Source organism: Paraburkholderia guartelaensis (assembly GCF_004353905.1).
GTDB lineage: Bacteria > Pseudomonadota > Gammaproteobacteria > Burkholderiales > Burkholderiaceae > Paraburkholderia > Paraburkholderia guartelaensis.
The window spans coordinates 1-15,163 of sequence record NZ_SMOD01000011.1; the positions used below are offsets into that span (position 1 = coordinate 1).

Sequence of the window (15,163 nt, forward strand, 5' to 3'; positions counted from 1 at the left end):
TCGGCTGGGCCAAGACCGTGGGGCGCATGCGCCAGGTGATGGTGCGTGGCTTGAAGAAGGTGGACCAGATGTTCGTGTTGAATATGGCGGCCTACAACCTTGTGCGCATGCGATCGCTGGCACAGGTGCGTCCATAGTGGCGGGAAAGCGGCAATGAGGCCAAAAAAGTAGCCTCAAACCGCCGAAACAACGTTGAATTCGCGTTGAGATTGCGCAATCTGAAAAATTTTGCGGCAGGAGCCGCGTAAGCGGAACAAGGCCGTCTCCGTTGGGCTGTATTTCAGCGGCCTGCTAAAGGTGAGCATTTTCGGGAAGCGTGAAAAACGGTGCGGAATTGCGCATCGGATCGCTAACCGCTCATGGAAAAAGCCCCTGTAAAAGGGGCTTTTTTGTCAACGGGGGCGACGCCGGTGCTGGTGCTTCGCCGCGAAAGGTGAGCGTTTTCAGGAGCCGTGAGTCAGGCGCCTTGCGATGCCGGCCAGGCGAGCACGCCGTTCGCTTCGATGGCGAAGCGCAGCTCGCCGGTAGGCGATGCCGGCGCATCTTCTGCGGCGATATCGAAGGTTTTTCCGGCGATCTCGACGGTAACGTAGCGGTCGCCGTGACGCAGCGACGTGCCCGCAATGCGCCCGTGCCACGCGCCTTCTTGCGTCGCGACGAGCGCGCGCGGCGAGACTCGCCACATCACGCGCGAGCCTACCGCAAGCGATCTATCGGCGCAGGGCAGGCGCAGTCCCGTAGGCGTTTCGATCGTGCCGCCAGCACGCACGATCCCTTCGCCGACGTTGTGCAAGCCGAGCAGTTCGGCCACGCGCAGCGTGGCGGGCCGCTGGAACACGTCGGCCACGGCACCCGCCTGCAGCACGCATCCCTGTTCGATTACGAGCACTTCGTCGGCGAGCAGCGCCGCTTCGTCGGGGTCGTGCGTAACGATCACCGTTACCGCGCCTACCTCGCGTTGAAGCGCTCGCAGCGACTGCTGGAGTCGGCGGCGCCGTGGCGTGTCGAGCGCGGCGAACGGTTCGTCGAACAGCAGCAGTTGCGTGTGCCGCGTGAGCGCGCGCGCGAGCGCCACGCGCTGGCGCTGGCCGAACGAGAGCTGGCGAGGCAGGCGCTCGGTGAGCGTGTCGAGGCCGAGGTGGGCGAGCCAGTAGCGTGCGCTGGCCGCGTCGGCATCGACGGGAAACGCGAGCTGCTGCGCCACCGTCATGTGTGGAAAGAGCCCGTAATCCTGCGGCATGTAGCCGATCTGGCGGCGCTCGGGCGGCAGTGCGCCGAGGTCGGTCGCGCCGAGCGTGACGGAGCCCGCGTCGTTGCGTTCGAGCCCGGCGATGATGCGCAGCGCGAGCGACTTGCCCGAGCCCGAAGGACCGATGATCGCGAGCCGGCGCGTTTGCGGCTGCCACGCCACATCGAGCGTGAACGCGCCGAGATGCCGGCGCACCGCGAAGGCAAGACGCAGCTCCGCATTTTCTGCCGCGGTGGCGGCTGGCGTGATACTGGTGAGCTCGTCGCCGTTGTCCAGGTTCACCGCCAGCGTCGAGCGCGCGCTGCGGCTATAGACGGAGAGCACCGCGCAGATGATCGCAATGCCGAGCGTAGGCAGCAGGAGCGGCATCATCGCGGGCAAGCCTTGGCCGCCGAACACAACGTAGGTATACACAGGCAGCGAATACGGGTGATACGCGACCATCACGGTCGCGCCGAATTCGCCGAACGCGCGCAGCCAGGCGAGCGCGAGACCCGCGCGGATGGCGGGCCACGCAATGGGCAGCGTGACGCGAAAGAAACGGCTGGCGGCATGATGGCCGAGCGTGGCGGCCACGTCGTCGTAGACGGGATCGACGGCGCTGAACGCCGAGCGCGCCGCGACGATCAGGAAGGGCGCCGCCACGAAGGTCTCGGCGAGCACGATGCCCGTGAAGGAGTCGGTGAGCGAGCCGCCGAAGAGCTGGCCGATGCCGCTATACGGCCCGATCAGAAACAGCAGCAGCACGCCGCTCGTGAGCGGCGGCAGCGCGAGCGGCAACTGCACGACGAAGCCGAGCAGGGCAATGCCGCGCGCACGCGAACGCGCGAGCCAGTAGCCGAGTGGCACGCCGCCCAGCAGGATGATGAGCGCGGCCACGCTCGCGCTCGCGACCGACACGCCGACCGCCGACCAGGTGGCGTGCCAGTCGACGCCGGCCCAGTCCGCCTGCCCGATCTGCGGAATGCTCGCAACAAACGGCGCGCACAGGTAGACCGCGAGCAGCGCGCCGAGCCACCAGAGCGGCTGGGAGCGTTTCACGGCAACCTGTTCGGCACGTTGCGCGGCTTGTGTCATTGCTGTGCGGCGTCGATTACGGCTTGCACCGACGGCGGGATCGCCTGGGTCTGACCGTTGACGGCAGGCTTCGTCACATCCACGCCGTGCTCGGCGAGCAGCTTGCGGCCTTCCGCCGAAAGCAGGAAGTTCACGAAGCGCGCGGCGCCGGCGCTGTTGGGGGCGTCGTTGAGAATCGTGAGCGTGTAGTTCGCCTTGATCTTCAGTTCGGGCGCCGGGTGGATCGCCGGAATCTTCAGGTCGGACGTTTCGGTCGAGTAGAAGAAGCCCGCGTCGAGCTGACCCGACTGCAGACGGCCAACGAGCGTTTCTTCCGGCAGCACCTGCTCGGGATTTTCCGGCGCGCCAAGTGTCTTCTGCACGAGGTCAGGCTGGTTGTACGCCTGCGCGGCCTTCGTCATGAGTTCGACGGTGAAGGCGCCCTTCGGGTCGAGCTTCGGATCGGTGCGGCCAAGGCGGATGCCCGGTTCCTGTAGCACCTGATCCCACTTCTTCGTCTTGAAGTCGTTGGCGAAACGGCTCTTCGGGTTGTAGCCGATCAAGAGCGGCGATTCGGCGAAATTCACGTACCACGTAACGTGATTGCCGTTGGCATCGCCCATGAGGCTCGTGTTGACCTTCGGGCTCGCGCTGATGAACACATCGCCGCGGCGCAGCTTGCCCTTGATCTCATTGGCGATCTTGTTCGAGCCGGCCGCATAGCCCTTGAAATGCAGGCCTGTTTCCTTTTCGAACGCGGGGCCCACGCTCTTTTCCATGAGGTTCACGAGCGAGCCTGCATAGAGCACGTTGACATCGGATTCGTCGGCGAATGCGTTGGCGCTGGCACCCATCGCGCCCATCACACCGCTCATCACGACGACTGAGGCCACCAGCTTGCGGATAAACATGTTCGACACCCCGTTCGTTATAAAGGCCCATATATTACGATGGACTGCTGTATTCATGTGTTTGTGACATTGGCTATTTTGGCGATCAATGCCTGTGCGCGTCACACTGACACGGCTAAACTGAGGTTCCAGTTCATTCCCGTTTCATTGTTCTGTTCAATTGTGGAGGTCCTCATGCGTACCAGCGCCCGCAACCATTTCTCCGGCCAGATCAGCGCGGTCAAGGCCGGCGCTGTCAACGACGAAGTCACGCTGCACGCCGACGGCGGCCTCGAGATCGTCGCAATCATCACGCATGGCAGCGCTGCTTCGCTGGGTCTCGCCGCTGGCAAGCCCGCCTTCGCGCTCGTGAAGGCATCGTCGGTGATCCTGATGGTCGATGGCGATGCAAGCAAGGTGTCCACGCGCAATGTCGTGGCGGGCACGGTTTCGTCGGTCACGAAGGGCGCGGTGAATGCGGAAGTCGTGCTCGCGGCGCCGGGCGGCGCGCAGATCGCGGCCATCGTGACGAACGACAGCGTCGATCGTCTCGGCCTCGCGGCGGGCAAGCAGGCTGCGGCGCTCTTCAAGGCATCGAGCGTGATCGTCGGCGTAGACGGTTGATGCGCGGCTTCGATCGCACGTAAGCGCAATGACTCAAGGCAGTCAGGACTCCGGCGCGCCGCCGCCGCAAGGCAATTTCGATGCGCTGGCCGCCGCGCGCTGCGACGCGCTGACGGGGGCGCCGGAGGCGCCGCGCACGCCCGACGCCTGGCTCTTCGCGCGGCTCGTCGCGGCGCGCGAGGTGCGCGGCGAATTGCCGTTGCTCGGTTTAACGCGCGCGCAGTTCGACGCGCTCGGTGCGCGGCACTTCGTGTGTGCGGTCACGAATGAAGCGCCGCACACGCACGTGATGGCGGATGCGTCCCATGCCGCATTCGCCACGGCAATGCATGCCTTTCTCGTTGCACTTGCCGCCCCGCAAGCCGACCCCGACGACGTGCGTTGCCTTGCCGCGATCATCGCCCACGCGTGCCTGCGACCCGATCATCTGTGGCGCGATCTCGGCCTGCGTGGCCGCGATGACGTGACAAACATGCTGGAGCGCTTCTTTCCCGAGGTCGTGGCGCGCAACGTGGAAGGCTTGCGCTGGAAAAAGCTGCTGGCGCGCGAACTCGCGCTGGCATCGGGCGCGACGCCAGGCCCTGCGCCCGGTTGTCCCGGCTGCGAGGACTTCGGCTTCTGCTTCCCCACCGGGCGTTAGCCATGCAGAGGGGAACGGCGCGTAGCACGCATCGTGTATGCTTGCGCGCATGACCAAGTCCCCCAACGATCAACCGCGCGAAGACGCTCCCGCGCCTGCACAGGCGCAGAAACCGGCCCGACCCGAGGTGCGTTTTCGCATGCGCATCATTCAGGACGGCACGATCGCGCTCGGGCCAGGCAAGGTGTCGCTGCTCGAAGCCGTTCGCGAGCACGGCTCGATCTCGGCTGCGGCGCGCAGCATGAATATGTCGTACCGGCGTGCGTGGCTGTTGATGGATGAACTCAACCGCGCGCTGGAGTCGCCGGCCACGGTATCTGAGCATGGCGGGCAGAGCGGTGGCGGCAGCATGCTCACGCCGGTGGGCGAAGAGATCGTGCGCCTGTATCGCAGCATCGAGGCGCGAGCAGCAGCGGTCTGCGAGGCCGAGATCGAAGCGCTCGTCAAACTCGTGAAGAGCTGATGTGACGTGATGCGGCAGCGCACTGCCGCCGACGCCAGGCGCCTAGCCGTGGCGCAAGCAGAAACGCGAGACGGGCACTGCGGCGAGCGTGGGCGTCGCGTTCGCATGCAGCCGAATCATCAATTCGACGAAGCTGGCAAGACTCGCCGTGCGCAATGGGTGCCACGTGACCTGATGCCGTTCGCACACGCGCTTGAGCGTGCTCATCGAATCGTGGTCGATGCAGTCCACGGGAAACACTGCGAGATCCGCGTTCGCGAGCGCTGCGGCGAGCAGGCCCTTGCGATCCTCCACGCCACCGTCGTGCACGGTCAACTCGCCTCCCGCCGACTCCACCCAGCGCTTGAGCGCGTGATTCGACCCCGGCCTTCCTCCTACGTAGACGATGCGGCGGCCCTTGAGCGCATTCTCCGGAAGCGCGCGTTGGGCCTGCGGGTCTTCGTGCGCCTGCGTTGTTTGCTCCATCGCGTGGACTTCGGCGCGCAAGGCGTCGATCAATGCATGGGCTTCGTCGAGCTGCGCGCGCAGCGTGTGGAGCGCGGCGGCATCGGCATTCGCGCGCTGCTCGGCGATCTCGCGGCGGCTCGTGTGCAGCGCGACCCGCGCGTCGCGTGCCGCGAGCGCTTCCTGCAGCGCTTCGAGTTGCGCGTGCTGCGGCGGCGTCTCGCGCTGCGCCGCCATCTGCGCGGTTTGCGCATCGAGGGCCTGGCGCGCCGCGTCGCGCTCGCGGCTCATCTCGTGCAGGCGCGCCTGCTGGCGCTCGATCCTCGTCTGGAGTTCGGCGTTTTCCGCTTCCAGGGCGACGAGCCGGCGCAAGTCTGCGCGATTGGCCGCGCCAACCAGGTGCGAGAGCATGTGCATTTCGCCGAACGCGGCCTGGCGTACTTCCATCGTCGTGACCGGATGCGTCATCACCGCCCAGTACGCGGGCGGGATGTCACCGTTCGCGAGCGATTCATTCCAGAGCGCGAGCACGGCCTGCGTGTCGCGCGCACTGGCGAAACGGCGCAATGCGCCTGCATAGCGCGTGTCGAGGGCTTTTTGCAGTGCCTTGCCGCCCGCGCCACCTTGTATCGCCAGCTCGACGGCGGCATGGTGGATCTCGAGATCGCTCGCGCGCTGAGCGTCGAGCCGGGTGAATTTCGGGACGAGCTTGCGCAGTTCGTGCGTGCTCAGACAGGTGCCGATGATGGAGCAGTGCAGATGGGCGTCGAGGTCGACGAGGCGCGTGCGCTGACGTGCGCGGGCGAGTTCGGCTTGCGAAGGGCCGCAGCAGTCTGCGCTCGCCATGGCGCGCAGCGTGGTCTCTTCGGCAGATGTGCTGCCCGGCGTGCGGGCGAGGCGGAACGGCGGTGCGTGCATGGTGACCTCTGATCCACTGCGGAACGCGGGGCTGCGCATGGGCGTGAGCGGCGACTGTGCCTCGACTGGCTAGGCGCCCCCGGCTAGGCGCCCCCGGCTGGCCGCGCGTCGACAGCGCAATATACCACGGAATATAACGATAGCCGGATGGCGGCCAAACGCGGTTCAGGCAGCGGTGACGGTGACAGCTTTGGCGACTGAGCGGCCCGCGGCCGTCTCGCACGATTGCGCTTCGCAGCGTGCTTCGGAATGCGCTTCGGCCGCGTTCGCGTATTGCGCGAGCACATGTTCGACGCCGAGCCCGACGAAGGCCGCATCGAGCCGCTCCAGTTCGGCCACGGTGCGGCGCAGCGCTTCGGTATCGAGACAGAACGCGTCGCTGAAAAGCGCATCGCGCGTCTTGTCGAGGCGGCGCGCGTCGCGAATCGCGCGCTTGAGTTCGCGCTGGCGGGTGAAGCGGGCAAGATCGATGCGCCGCGCGAGCACGACGAGAAGCGGCTGCAGCGACGCCCCGGCTTGCGCCGCAGGCGCGCCACCCATGCCGTCTGCGCTAGCGCTGTCGCCACGCGCGAGCATGCGCTCGAAGCGCTCGATGCTGTTGCGCAGCCGCCGGAACGCGTCGATCACGTCGCGGATCAGCTCCGCGCGCTCGTGCCCCGACGCGGGACGCAGCGTGGTGATCGTAGCCGCGAAGCCGTCCGCGCCGGCTGGCGCGGGTGCGCGGCGTGCCTGCGGTATCGACATTGCCGATGTTGCGCTTACGAGGCGCCGACTACTCGCCAATTCCTGCCTCCGTCTGCTGGATGGTCGTTCGATGTATTCTATAGGATATAACGATTCAGAGACGGAGCGCATGAATCGTGCGGCCCCGTGTTCCTGTGGCGCCACGTCGCATGAACTAAAATTGCCGCTTTGCGCCTCGCTGGTACCTGGTTGCGCACGCACCCGATTTTTCGCTTTTTCCCGCTGTTCAATGACCACACCTTCTCCGGAGGCGGCGTCCGACGACCCGCCCAGTCTTTCGCGCAATCGCGGCTTCCAGCGCTTCTATGGCGCGCGCGTGCTGTCGTCGCTCGCGTTCCAGATGCTCGCCGTCGCCATGGGCTGGCACATCTACGCGCTCACGCATAGCGCGTTCGCGCTCGGTCTCGTTGGCCTCGCGCAGTTCCTGCCGATGTTCTGCCTCACGCTCGTCGTCGGCCACGTGGCGGACCGCTACGACCGCAGACGCATCGCCTCCGTCTGCCAGCTCATCGAATGCGCCGCCGCACTGACCTTTGCGGCCGGCACGGTCGGCGGCTGGCTGAGCGCGCCGCTCATCTACGCCCTGGCCGCGTGCGTGGGCGCGGCGCGCGCGTTCGAGTCGCCCGCCATTTCGTCCCTGCTGCCGGGCGTCGTCCCGCGCTCGCAACTGCCGAACGCGACCGCGTGGTCGACCTCGGCGAACCAGACGGCGAACATCGTCGGCCCGGCGCTGGGTGGCCTGCTGTACGGCATCGGCGCGACGCCGGCCTACGCGGCCTGCTCAATCGCATTCGCGGCGGCCGCCACGCTCTCGGGCACGATCCCGCTGCGCGCCAAACCGCCCGCACGTGCGCCCGTCACGCTCGAATCGGTGTTCTCGGGCATCGCGTTCATCCGTTCGCAGCCCGTCATTCTCGGCGCGTTGTCGCTCGATCTGTTCGCAGTGCTGTTCGGCGGCGCGACGGCGCTCTTGCCCGTGTTCGCCCGCGACATCCTGCATGCCGGGCCCATCGCGCTCGGTCTCTTGCGCTCGGCGACGGCCGCGGGCGCGTTGGCGGGTTCGATCTGGCTCGCGCACTTTCCGCTGCGGCGCCGGCCGGGTCTCGCGATGTTCGGCGGCGTGATCGTGTTCGGCTGCGCGACGATTGCGTTCGGGCTTTCGCACAACATCGTCCTGTCGCTGATGGCGCTGGCGGTGCTTGGCGCGTCGGACGTGGTGAGCGTGGTCGTGCGCACGTCGCTCGTGCAGTTGCGTACGCCCGACGAAAAGCTCGGCCGCGTGAGCGCGGTCAATTCGCTGTTCATTGGCACGTCGAACCAGCTTGGCGAGTTCGAGTCGGGGCTCACGGCGGGCTGGTGGGGCGCGCAGCGCGCCGTGCTGGTGGGCGGCGTGGCGACGATCTGCGTCGCACTGCTGTGGATGCGGCTCTTCCCGGCCCTGCGCGACACGCGCTCGCTCGAGCGCGAAGAGGCGCACGCCACCGCAAGCGCGAACTGAGCGCGCGCGGCAGCCTGCGGCGCCCCGTCCCGCCGATGCCGTGCGCCGGGGTTTGCCGTTATCCTTTCTCCAGGGTCCGCCCGCGGCGGACCACCGTTTCTGTCATTCACCCGTCAAGTCATGCATCCATCGACCATCGCCCCAAGGAGCGCCGCATGCGCGTAGGCCGCCCCGTCAAGGCGCTGCCGCAGCCGCTGTGCGACTACTGCGGCGCGAAAGCGGTGCTCGCGCGCTTTGCCGACGAGGCCTACCCGTATCGCGACGATCACGGCCCGCTCTGGGTCTGCACGCCCTGTGAGGCCTGGATCGGCGTGCCCGCGCGCAGTACGCGCAACGTGCCGCTCGGCCGGCTTGCCAACGCCGCCCTGCGCGACGCCAAGAGCCGCCTGCACGACGCACTCGAACCGCTGGTGGCCGCGAAGATGCGGCGCGACAAGGTCAACGCCTTCGAGGCGCGCGGCAAGGCCATCCGCTGGCTGGGGGAGGAGCTGGGCTTCGACCTGCCCAATCCGTCGATCCACCTCCTGAGCCTCGAGCAATGCGAGCAGGCCATCGCCCACATCGAGGCGTTCATGGCTGCGCGGCGCGCTGAGGGCGGCGAGCGCGAGCCGCGCTGAGTCGATGGTTTCGCGGCCACGGCCAACCGGTCGCCCGACCGACCGGCGATGCGCGGCGCATGTCTGTCACTGATAGTTACATTCGATTTGAGGGTCGACGCTTAACCTTCGGCGCGGCGTGCCGTTATTGCACGGAACAGACTCTTACTTGCCCTTCCATGGCCAGGACCATCCCTTTTCCGCAGCGCTCGCAAGCCGGTCGCCCCCGACGCAGCAAGTCGATGTTGCTGCCGATCCCGCACGCGGTCGCCAACGAGCTCGCGCTGCAAGTGCATCTCGCACTCGCGGCGTTGCGCCGCGGCGGCACCGGCGACGACGCACGGGCCTTGCTTCATGCTCACGTGCTCGCGCAATCGATTGCGGAGGCCGGATATGGCGTCCTTGAACCAGAACAGGTGCGAGCGGCCGATGCCGCGCTGATCGCCTGCTTCGAGCGCGGCAACACGGGCGGCGGCTGGCAACTGGAGGAAGCGGACTTCGAGTCGGTTGCTAAGCTCGTGAATGTGTACGACCGGCAGCTGCAAAGCGCGCCGCTGTGGGCGCTGACCGAGGCAAGCGAGCGGCTCGAGCGCATGGGCGCGGGCGATGCCAGCCAGCAGGCATTGCGCAAGAGCGCGTGACGCGAGGGACGCCGGGTACGCACATTGCGACCAGGTTGAATGACCGTCGTCGCACAGACGCAGTGGGTAGCAGGCAGTATGGTGAAGTGAACGATCCCTCTTTGAGAGACGAGCCGGATCGAGGCGATTGACGGAAGGCCGCAGGCGATGCATCCCCAAAAAATGCATGGCCGCTCTGGTTGAGCGTGGGATGCGCTGGAGCGAACTTGGGGTGAGCCCGACGCGGGCCGCCAGCGGGCGCTGTGGCGACATTGGCACGAGATTTGACGCGGGACGCGAATCGTGTTGACTTCAGACAGGTGGCGCGCCTAAAATTCGCCCGTCTTAACAAAAGGGGCTGACGCCTTGGACAGTAGCAGTTGTCGATCTTCGAACAGTTTCGCTGCCTGACCGGCAGGACGTCCGCGCTCCCTTTCTTTCAGCCGCCGTCTTGCCAGCCAGGCAGATGGTGCGCGTCCAGCAGTAAATCCTCGTGCACTCTTGAATAGCGTCGACCGACGCCGCAGCGCCTTGACCGTATCGAGCGCCGCGGATGGCCGACATCGCGCCGTAAGCCCGCCCTGATCGATGCGCGCTTGCGGCACGGTTCGTTCGTTGCGCCCTGTGCGCGACGCGCGGATCGACACATGCGCGCCTTGAGGCCCTTGAAGCCGCTTCGCGTTCGAGCCACCGGCCCGATGCAAGCCCTGGGGTCAGCCGCCGTGACGATAAGGAGTTCCGATGTCTGACAGTGACAGTTATCCGTTATGCCGCTTCCTTTTGAATTGCACTGAGGAAAGCGGGCAGACGCGAGCCGCCGCGCGCTGAAAGATTGCGCTCTGCCGGGTCTGCTGGCTTTCCTCCCAAAGCGTCCCCCGCGACGCCAGGAGAACCAGTATGAAATTCGGCCTTCTTTTGCCGCACCTGTCGGATCTGCAGCCAACGCAGCACACCCTCCATCCCGATGAGCTCTGCGCGCGTCAGCGCGCGAGCGCCCCGCCGCCCTGCCGGAAATCGCGACTCGCCGCGCGCTGGCGAGACCTGCGAGCGCGCGTGTTTCGGGTCTGAATCAGACAAGCAGTAACGGATCCCCGCGCGTACGCCCAGCCGGCCCGGCCGGCCGTACGCGCCGCGCGAGGGATTCGAGCAATAACCCAAAGCCGGTGCTTCGACATGAATAAGTTCAACCACACATTGCGAACGACCCGCCGCGCAGCGCGCGCCTGCGCCTGCGTGTTCGTGCCCACGCCTGTATTCGCTAACGGAGGCCGCTAATGGCGTTCAGCTTCGACCTGAACCGCACGGCCAACGCCTCGGCGTGGCGCGTGCTGCCGAACCGCTGGGACTTCGTCGCGTTCCCGCTGATGATCGGCCTGATCGCAATGGCGGCCGTGGGCTTTCACGAGACGATGGCGCCTATCGCCACGCTCAAGACCCAGGTCATCTCGCTCGATCCGGCCAACCTGCCCGAGTACGCCATGCGCACCACGCTGCGCATGCTGGCGGCCATGGTCGCGTCGCTCATCTTCACGCTCGTGTACGGTACGCTCGCGGCGAAGAGCCGCCGCGCGGGCCAGGTGCTCGTGCCGATTCTCGACATCCTGCAGTCGGTGCCGGTGCTCGGCTACATCTCGTTCACGGTCACGTTCTTTCTCGCGCTGTTTCCGTCGCGCGTGCTCGGTGCTGAACTCGCGGCGATCTTCGCGATCTTCACGAGCCAGGCCTGGAACATGACCTTCAGCTTCTACCAGTCGCTGCGCACCGTGCCGCGCGATCTCGATGAAGTCTCGCGAGGTTTCCACCTCACGGGCTGGCAGCGTTTCTGGAAGCTCGAAGTGCCGTTCTCGATGCCGGGCCTCATCTGGAACATGATGATGTCGATGTCGGGCGGCTGGTTCTTTGTCGTGGCCTCCGAAGCGATCACCGTGGGCAACAACACGATCACGCTGCCCGGTGTTGGCGCGTATCTGGCCCAGGCAATCGCGGAAAAGAACCTGCATGCCGTGGGCTGGGTCATTCTCGCGATGATCGTGGTGATTCTCGCGTACGACCAGTTCCTGTTCCGCCCGCTCGTCGCGTGGGCCGACAAGTTCCGCATGGAAACCACGAGCTCGGGGGAAGCACCTGAGTCGTGGCTGCTCGACCTGATTCGCCGCACGCGTCTCATTCATCGCCTGCTCGTGCCGATGGGCTTCCTGCTCGCCACGCTTGCGCGCGTGCCTTTGCGCGTGCAGCTGCCCAAGGCACTGCCCGTTGTCACCAAGGTCAGCAAGCGCTCGCGTCTCGGCGACATCGTCTGGGCCGTGTTCGTGATCGCGCTGACCGTGTACGTGGTATGGCACGTGGTGGCCTATGTGCGTACCGGCGTGACGCTCGACGAGGTCTGGCACGTGCTCGTGCTCGGCCTCATCACCCTTTTCCGCGTGCTGCTGCTGATCGTGATCGCTTCGGTGATCTGGGTGCCGCTCGGCGTGCTGATCGGCCTGCGCCCGGCGCTGGCCGAGAAGGTCCAGCCGCTCGCGCAGTTCCTCGCGGCATTCCCGGCCAACCTGCTGTTCCCGGTGTTCGTGATCGTGATCGTGCGCTTTCACCTCAACCCGGACATCTGGCTCTCGCCGCTGATCGTGCTCGGCACGCAGTGGTACATCCTCTTCAACGTGATCGCAGGCGCGACCGCGTACCCGAACGACTACAAGGAAGCGGCGAAGAACTTCCACATTCGTGGCTGGCAATGGTGGAAGAAGGTCATGCTGCCGGGCATCTTCCCGTACTACATCACGGGTGCCATCACGGCGTCGGGCGGCGCATGGAACGCGAGCATCGTCTCCGAGTTCGTGCAATGGGGCGACACGAAAGTCGTCGCGCATGGCCTCGGCGCGTACATCGCAGAAACGACCGCCGCCGGCGATTTCCCGAAGATCATTCTGGGCATCGCGATGATGTCCCTGTTCGTTACGTTGTTCAACCGCGTACTCTGGCGTCCGCTGTACGCCTACGCCGAGTCCCGGCTGCGCCTCGATTGAGATGGAGTGACATCATGCTGAATCCGAAAATCGTCTCTTCCGACCTGCTGCCGATGCGGCCCGCTCCCGGCGAGGAAGTGCTTGCCGTCAAGCATGTTTCGCGTGGCTTCGCGAAGAAAGAGGACGAGCGCCTCGTGCTCGACGACGTGAACCTCACGCTGCGCGAGGGCGAGATCGTCGGCTTGCTGGGCCGTTCCGGCTCGGGCAAGTCCACGCTGCTGCGCATTATCTCGGGGCTCATCGAGCCGACCGAAGGCGAGGTGAACTGGCTCGGCAAGCCGCTCGAAGGACCGGCCGAAGGCGTGTCGATGGTGTTCCAGACCTTCGCGCTGTTCCCGTGGCTCACGGTGCTGCAGAACGTGGAAGCGGGCCTCGAAGCGCAGGGCGTGGGCGCGCGCGAGCGCCGCGAACGGGCGCTGGCGGCCATCGACCTGATCGGTCTGGACGGCTTCGAAAACGCGTATCCGCGTGAGCTTTCCGGCGGCATGCGCCAGCGCGTGGGCTTCGCGCGCGCGCTCGTGGTCGACCCGACGCTCCTGCTCATGGACGAGCCGTTCTCCGCGCTCGACGTGCTGACCGCCGAAACGCTGCGTACCGATTTGCTCGATCTGTGGACGCAAGGGCGTCTGCCGATCAAGTCCGTGCTGATCGTCACGCACAACATCGAGGAAGCGGTGTTCATGTGCGACCGCATTCTCGTCTTGTCGTCGAACCCGGGGCGCGTGTCGGCCGAGATCAAGGTGCCGTTCAAGCATCCGCGCAACCGTCTCGACCCGGCGTTCCGCAAGCTCGTCGACGACATCTACGCGAAGATGACGGCGCGCGAAGCCGCCGAGGCCACGACTCGCCGTCTTGAAGTGGGCAGCCGCCTGCCGGACGTGTCGACCAACATCATGGCGGGTCTGATCGAAACGCTGGCGGCCGCGCCGTATCACGGCCGCGCCGACATGCCGGAAATCGCGCGCTCGCTGCATCTGGAAGTGGACGACCTGTTCCCGATCGTGGAAATGCTCCAGCAGCTCGGCTTTGCCGACGTGCGCGAAGGCGATGTGCTGCTCACGCCGCCCGCACGCGTGTTCGCCGAGATGGGCACGCAGGCGCGCAAGCTCATGTTCGCCGATCACCTGCTGCGCAACGTGCCGCTCGCGGCGCGGATCAAGAAGGTGCTCGACGAGCGCCCGGGCCATCGTGCGCCGCGCGTGCGCTTCGAGCAGGAACTGGAGGACGTGCTTTCGGATGTCGACGCCGAAGAAACGCTCGATACCGTGATCGAGTGGGCGCGTTACGGCGAGGTCTTTTCGTACAACGACCAGTCGGAAATCTTCAGCTTCGAGGACGTCGAGGCGTAAGGCCTGCTTCCTCGTAAAAAGCAAAAACGGGCGGCGAGGGTGACACCTCAACCGCCCGTTTTTTTGCCTGCGGAATCTGCTGGCCTTACTGACCGATACCGATCAGCTCGATTTCGAACGTGAGGTCGCTGTTCGGCGGGATCGGACCGACCGCGCGATCGCCATAAGCGGTCGCCGCCGGGCAGGTCAGCTTCGCCTTGCCGCCGACCTTCATCTTCTGCACGCCTTGCGTCCAGCAGGGAATCACGCGATTGAGCGGGAAGGTTGCCGGGCCGCCGTGCTTGTCGGAGCTGTCGAATTCGGTGCCGTTCGCGAGCGTGCCGCGATAGTTCACGCGCACGACGTCGGTGGCGGTGGGTTGCGGACCGGTCCCTTGCTTGATGTGCTCGACGATGACGCCCGACGGCAACTTGTCGATGGTGTTGGCGGCGAACGCGGTCGTTGCGACGGTGGCAGCGGCGACCAGGGCAATCAGTGATTTCATGAGATGTCCTCGTTAAATGGCAAATCGATTATATCGGGCGCGCCGCCTGGGTCCCGGTTCGTTGCCGGTATGACGATTCAGGCGCCGGTGTACGGCGTGCCGTCCTTGTGCAGAAACCGTCCGTCACTGGTGGGGCTGATCATGTCGACGTCGGAGCAGGTGATGACGTCTGCCGGCGAACGTGAGCCGACTTCGAGATACACGGCGACGCGATCCGACCGGTTGATCATGTGGTGTCCGTTACCGGAGTGCTTCGCAAACGCCGCGCAGTCCCCCGCGCGCAGCACGGTTTCACCATCGTCCTCGATCAGCGTCAACTCGCCTTCGAGGACGTAGACGAATTCGTCTTCGTCCGAATGCCAGTGACGCTGGCTCGACCAGTTCCCCGGCGGCAGGTGCATGAAGTTGACGCCAAAGTCGCGCAGACCGCCGGCGTCGCCGAGCCGCTGACGAATGCGCTCGGCGCACGGCGCGTCGAATGGCGCGGGATAGCCGGTGCCTTGACGCTTTGGCACGCTCGCGAGGTCGATCTTCGGCATGGACGACTCCACAATTTGCGAAGGCA

General features: G+C 66.0%; 15 protein-coding genes and 1 pseudogene. 10 read left to right on the forward strand and 6 right to left on the reverse strand.

The features are described 5' to 3' along the window. A pseudogene (locus E1N52_RS15960) lies at positions 1-137 on the forward strand (IS5/IS1182 family transposase); the annotation flags it as partial. Positions 138-457: 320 nt separating this feature from the next. On the opposite strand, the gene E1N52_RS15965 reads toward E1N52_RS15960, so the two are convergent. Further along, entirely contained in the window at positions 458-2,326 is a 1,869-nt protein-coding gene (locus E1N52_RS15965) for an ABC transporter ATP-binding protein/permease (protein ID WP_133183732.1), read from the reverse strand. Further along, positions 2,323-3,216 carry an extracellular solute-binding protein gene (locus E1N52_RS15970; RefSeq protein WP_133183733.1) on the reverse strand — a complete coding sequence of 298 codons (894 nt, stop codon included), beginning with the start codon at positions 3,214-3,216 and terminating at the stop codon, positions 2,323-2,325. Before E1N52_RS15970 ends, E1N52_RS15965 begins: the two co-directional genes overlap by 4 nt. Before the next feature lie 174 nt (positions 3,217-3,390). Here E1N52_RS15970 and E1N52_RS15975 point away from each other — a divergent pair, with 174 nt between their 5' ends. The 3 genes from E1N52_RS15975 to E1N52_RS15985 are packed head-to-tail and all read left to right on the forward strand — an operon-like array spanning position 3,391 to position 4,922. Next, positions 3,391-3,819, forward strand: coding sequence for a TOBE domain-containing protein (locus tag E1N52_RS15975; protein ID WP_133183734.1), 429 nt, complete (start codon positions 3,391-3,393; stop codon positions 3,817-3,819). A gap of 28 nt (positions 3,820-3,847) precedes the next feature. Next, complete coding sequence (locus tag E1N52_RS15980) at positions 3,848-4,459, forward strand: nitrogen fixation protein NifQ (RefSeq protein ID WP_133183735.1); 612 nt, start codon at positions 3,848-3,850, stop codon at positions 4,457-4,459. 49 nt (positions 4,460-4,508) lie between these two features. Next, positions 4,509-4,922 (forward strand): winged helix-turn-helix domain-containing protein, encoded by a 414-nt coding sequence (locus tag E1N52_RS15985; RefSeq protein WP_246089084.1) that lies wholly within the window; start codon positions 4,509-4,511, stop codon positions 4,920-4,922. A 42-nt stretch (positions 4,923-4,964) separates the two neighbouring features. On the opposite strand, the gene E1N52_RS15990 is transcribed toward E1N52_RS15985, so the two are convergent. Both E1N52_RS15990 and E1N52_RS15995 read right to left on the reverse strand, forming a co-directional pair. Continuing rightward, the gene (locus tag E1N52_RS15990; protein ID WP_133183736.1) at positions 4,965-6,284 is read right to left on the reverse strand and encodes a DUF2325 domain-containing protein; all 1,320 of its coding nucleotides are present in this window, start codon (positions 6,282-6,284) and stop codon (positions 4,965-4,967) included. A gap of 165 nt (positions 6,285-6,449) precedes the next feature. Beyond that, complete coding sequence (locus tag E1N52_RS15995; protein WP_205965619.1) at positions 6,450-7,028, reverse strand: hypothetical protein; 579 nt, start codon at positions 7,026-7,028, stop codon at positions 6,450-6,452. Between the two features lie 229 nt (positions 7,029-7,257). On the opposite strand from E1N52_RS15995, the gene E1N52_RS16000 reads away from it, so the two are divergent. From E1N52_RS16000 to E1N52_RS16020, 6 genes are all read left to right on the forward strand, one after another. Continuing rightward, entirely contained in the window at positions 7,258-8,526 is a 1,269-nt protein-coding gene (locus E1N52_RS16000) for an MFS transporter (protein ID WP_133183737.1), read from the forward strand. Between the two features lie 155 nt (positions 8,527-8,681). After that, on the forward strand, positions 8,682-9,143 hold the full coding sequence (locus E1N52_RS16005) for a zinc-finger-containing protein (protein WP_133183738.1): 462 nt from the start codon (positions 8,682-8,684) through the stop codon (positions 9,141-9,143). A 221-nt stretch (positions 9,144-9,364) separates the two neighbouring features. Beyond that, entirely contained in the window at positions 9,365-9,763 is a 399-nt protein-coding gene (locus E1N52_RS16010) for a hypothetical protein (RefSeq protein ID WP_133183739.1), read from the forward strand. 876 nt (positions 9,764-10,639) lie between these two features. Next, a complete protein-coding gene (locus tag E1N52_RS44060; RefSeq protein ID WP_165979391.1) occupies positions 10,640-10,810 on the forward strand; it encodes a hypothetical protein in 171 nt (56 codons plus the stop codon). Positions 10,811-11,016: 206 nt separating this feature from the next. Continuing rightward, positions 11,017-12,765: an ABC transporter permease gene (locus E1N52_RS16015; RefSeq protein WP_133183740.1), complete on the forward strand. Its 1,749-nt coding sequence runs from the start codon at positions 11,017-11,019 to the stop codon at positions 12,763-12,765. A gap of 14 nt (positions 12,766-12,779) precedes the next feature. Further along, a complete protein-coding gene (locus E1N52_RS16020; RefSeq protein WP_133183741.1) occupies positions 12,780-14,114 on the forward strand; it encodes an ABC transporter ATP-binding protein in 1,335 nt (444 codons plus the stop codon). An 85-nt stretch (positions 14,115-14,199) separates the two neighbouring features. On the opposite strand, the gene E1N52_RS16025 is transcribed toward E1N52_RS16020, so the two are convergent. Both E1N52_RS16025 and E1N52_RS16030 read right to left on the reverse strand, forming a co-directional pair. After that, on the reverse strand, positions 14,200-14,598 hold the full coding sequence (locus E1N52_RS16025) for an FKBP-type peptidyl-prolyl cis-trans isomerase (RefSeq protein WP_133183742.1): 399 nt from the start codon (positions 14,596-14,598) through the stop codon (positions 14,200-14,202). 77 nt (positions 14,599-14,675) lie between these two features. Then, positions 14,676-15,137 carry a cupin domain-containing protein gene (locus tag E1N52_RS16030; protein ID WP_133183743.1) on the reverse strand — a complete coding sequence of 154 codons (462 nt, stop codon included), beginning with the start codon at positions 15,135-15,137 and terminating at the stop codon, positions 14,676-14,678. Between the last annotated feature and the right edge of the window lie 26 nt (positions 15,138-15,163).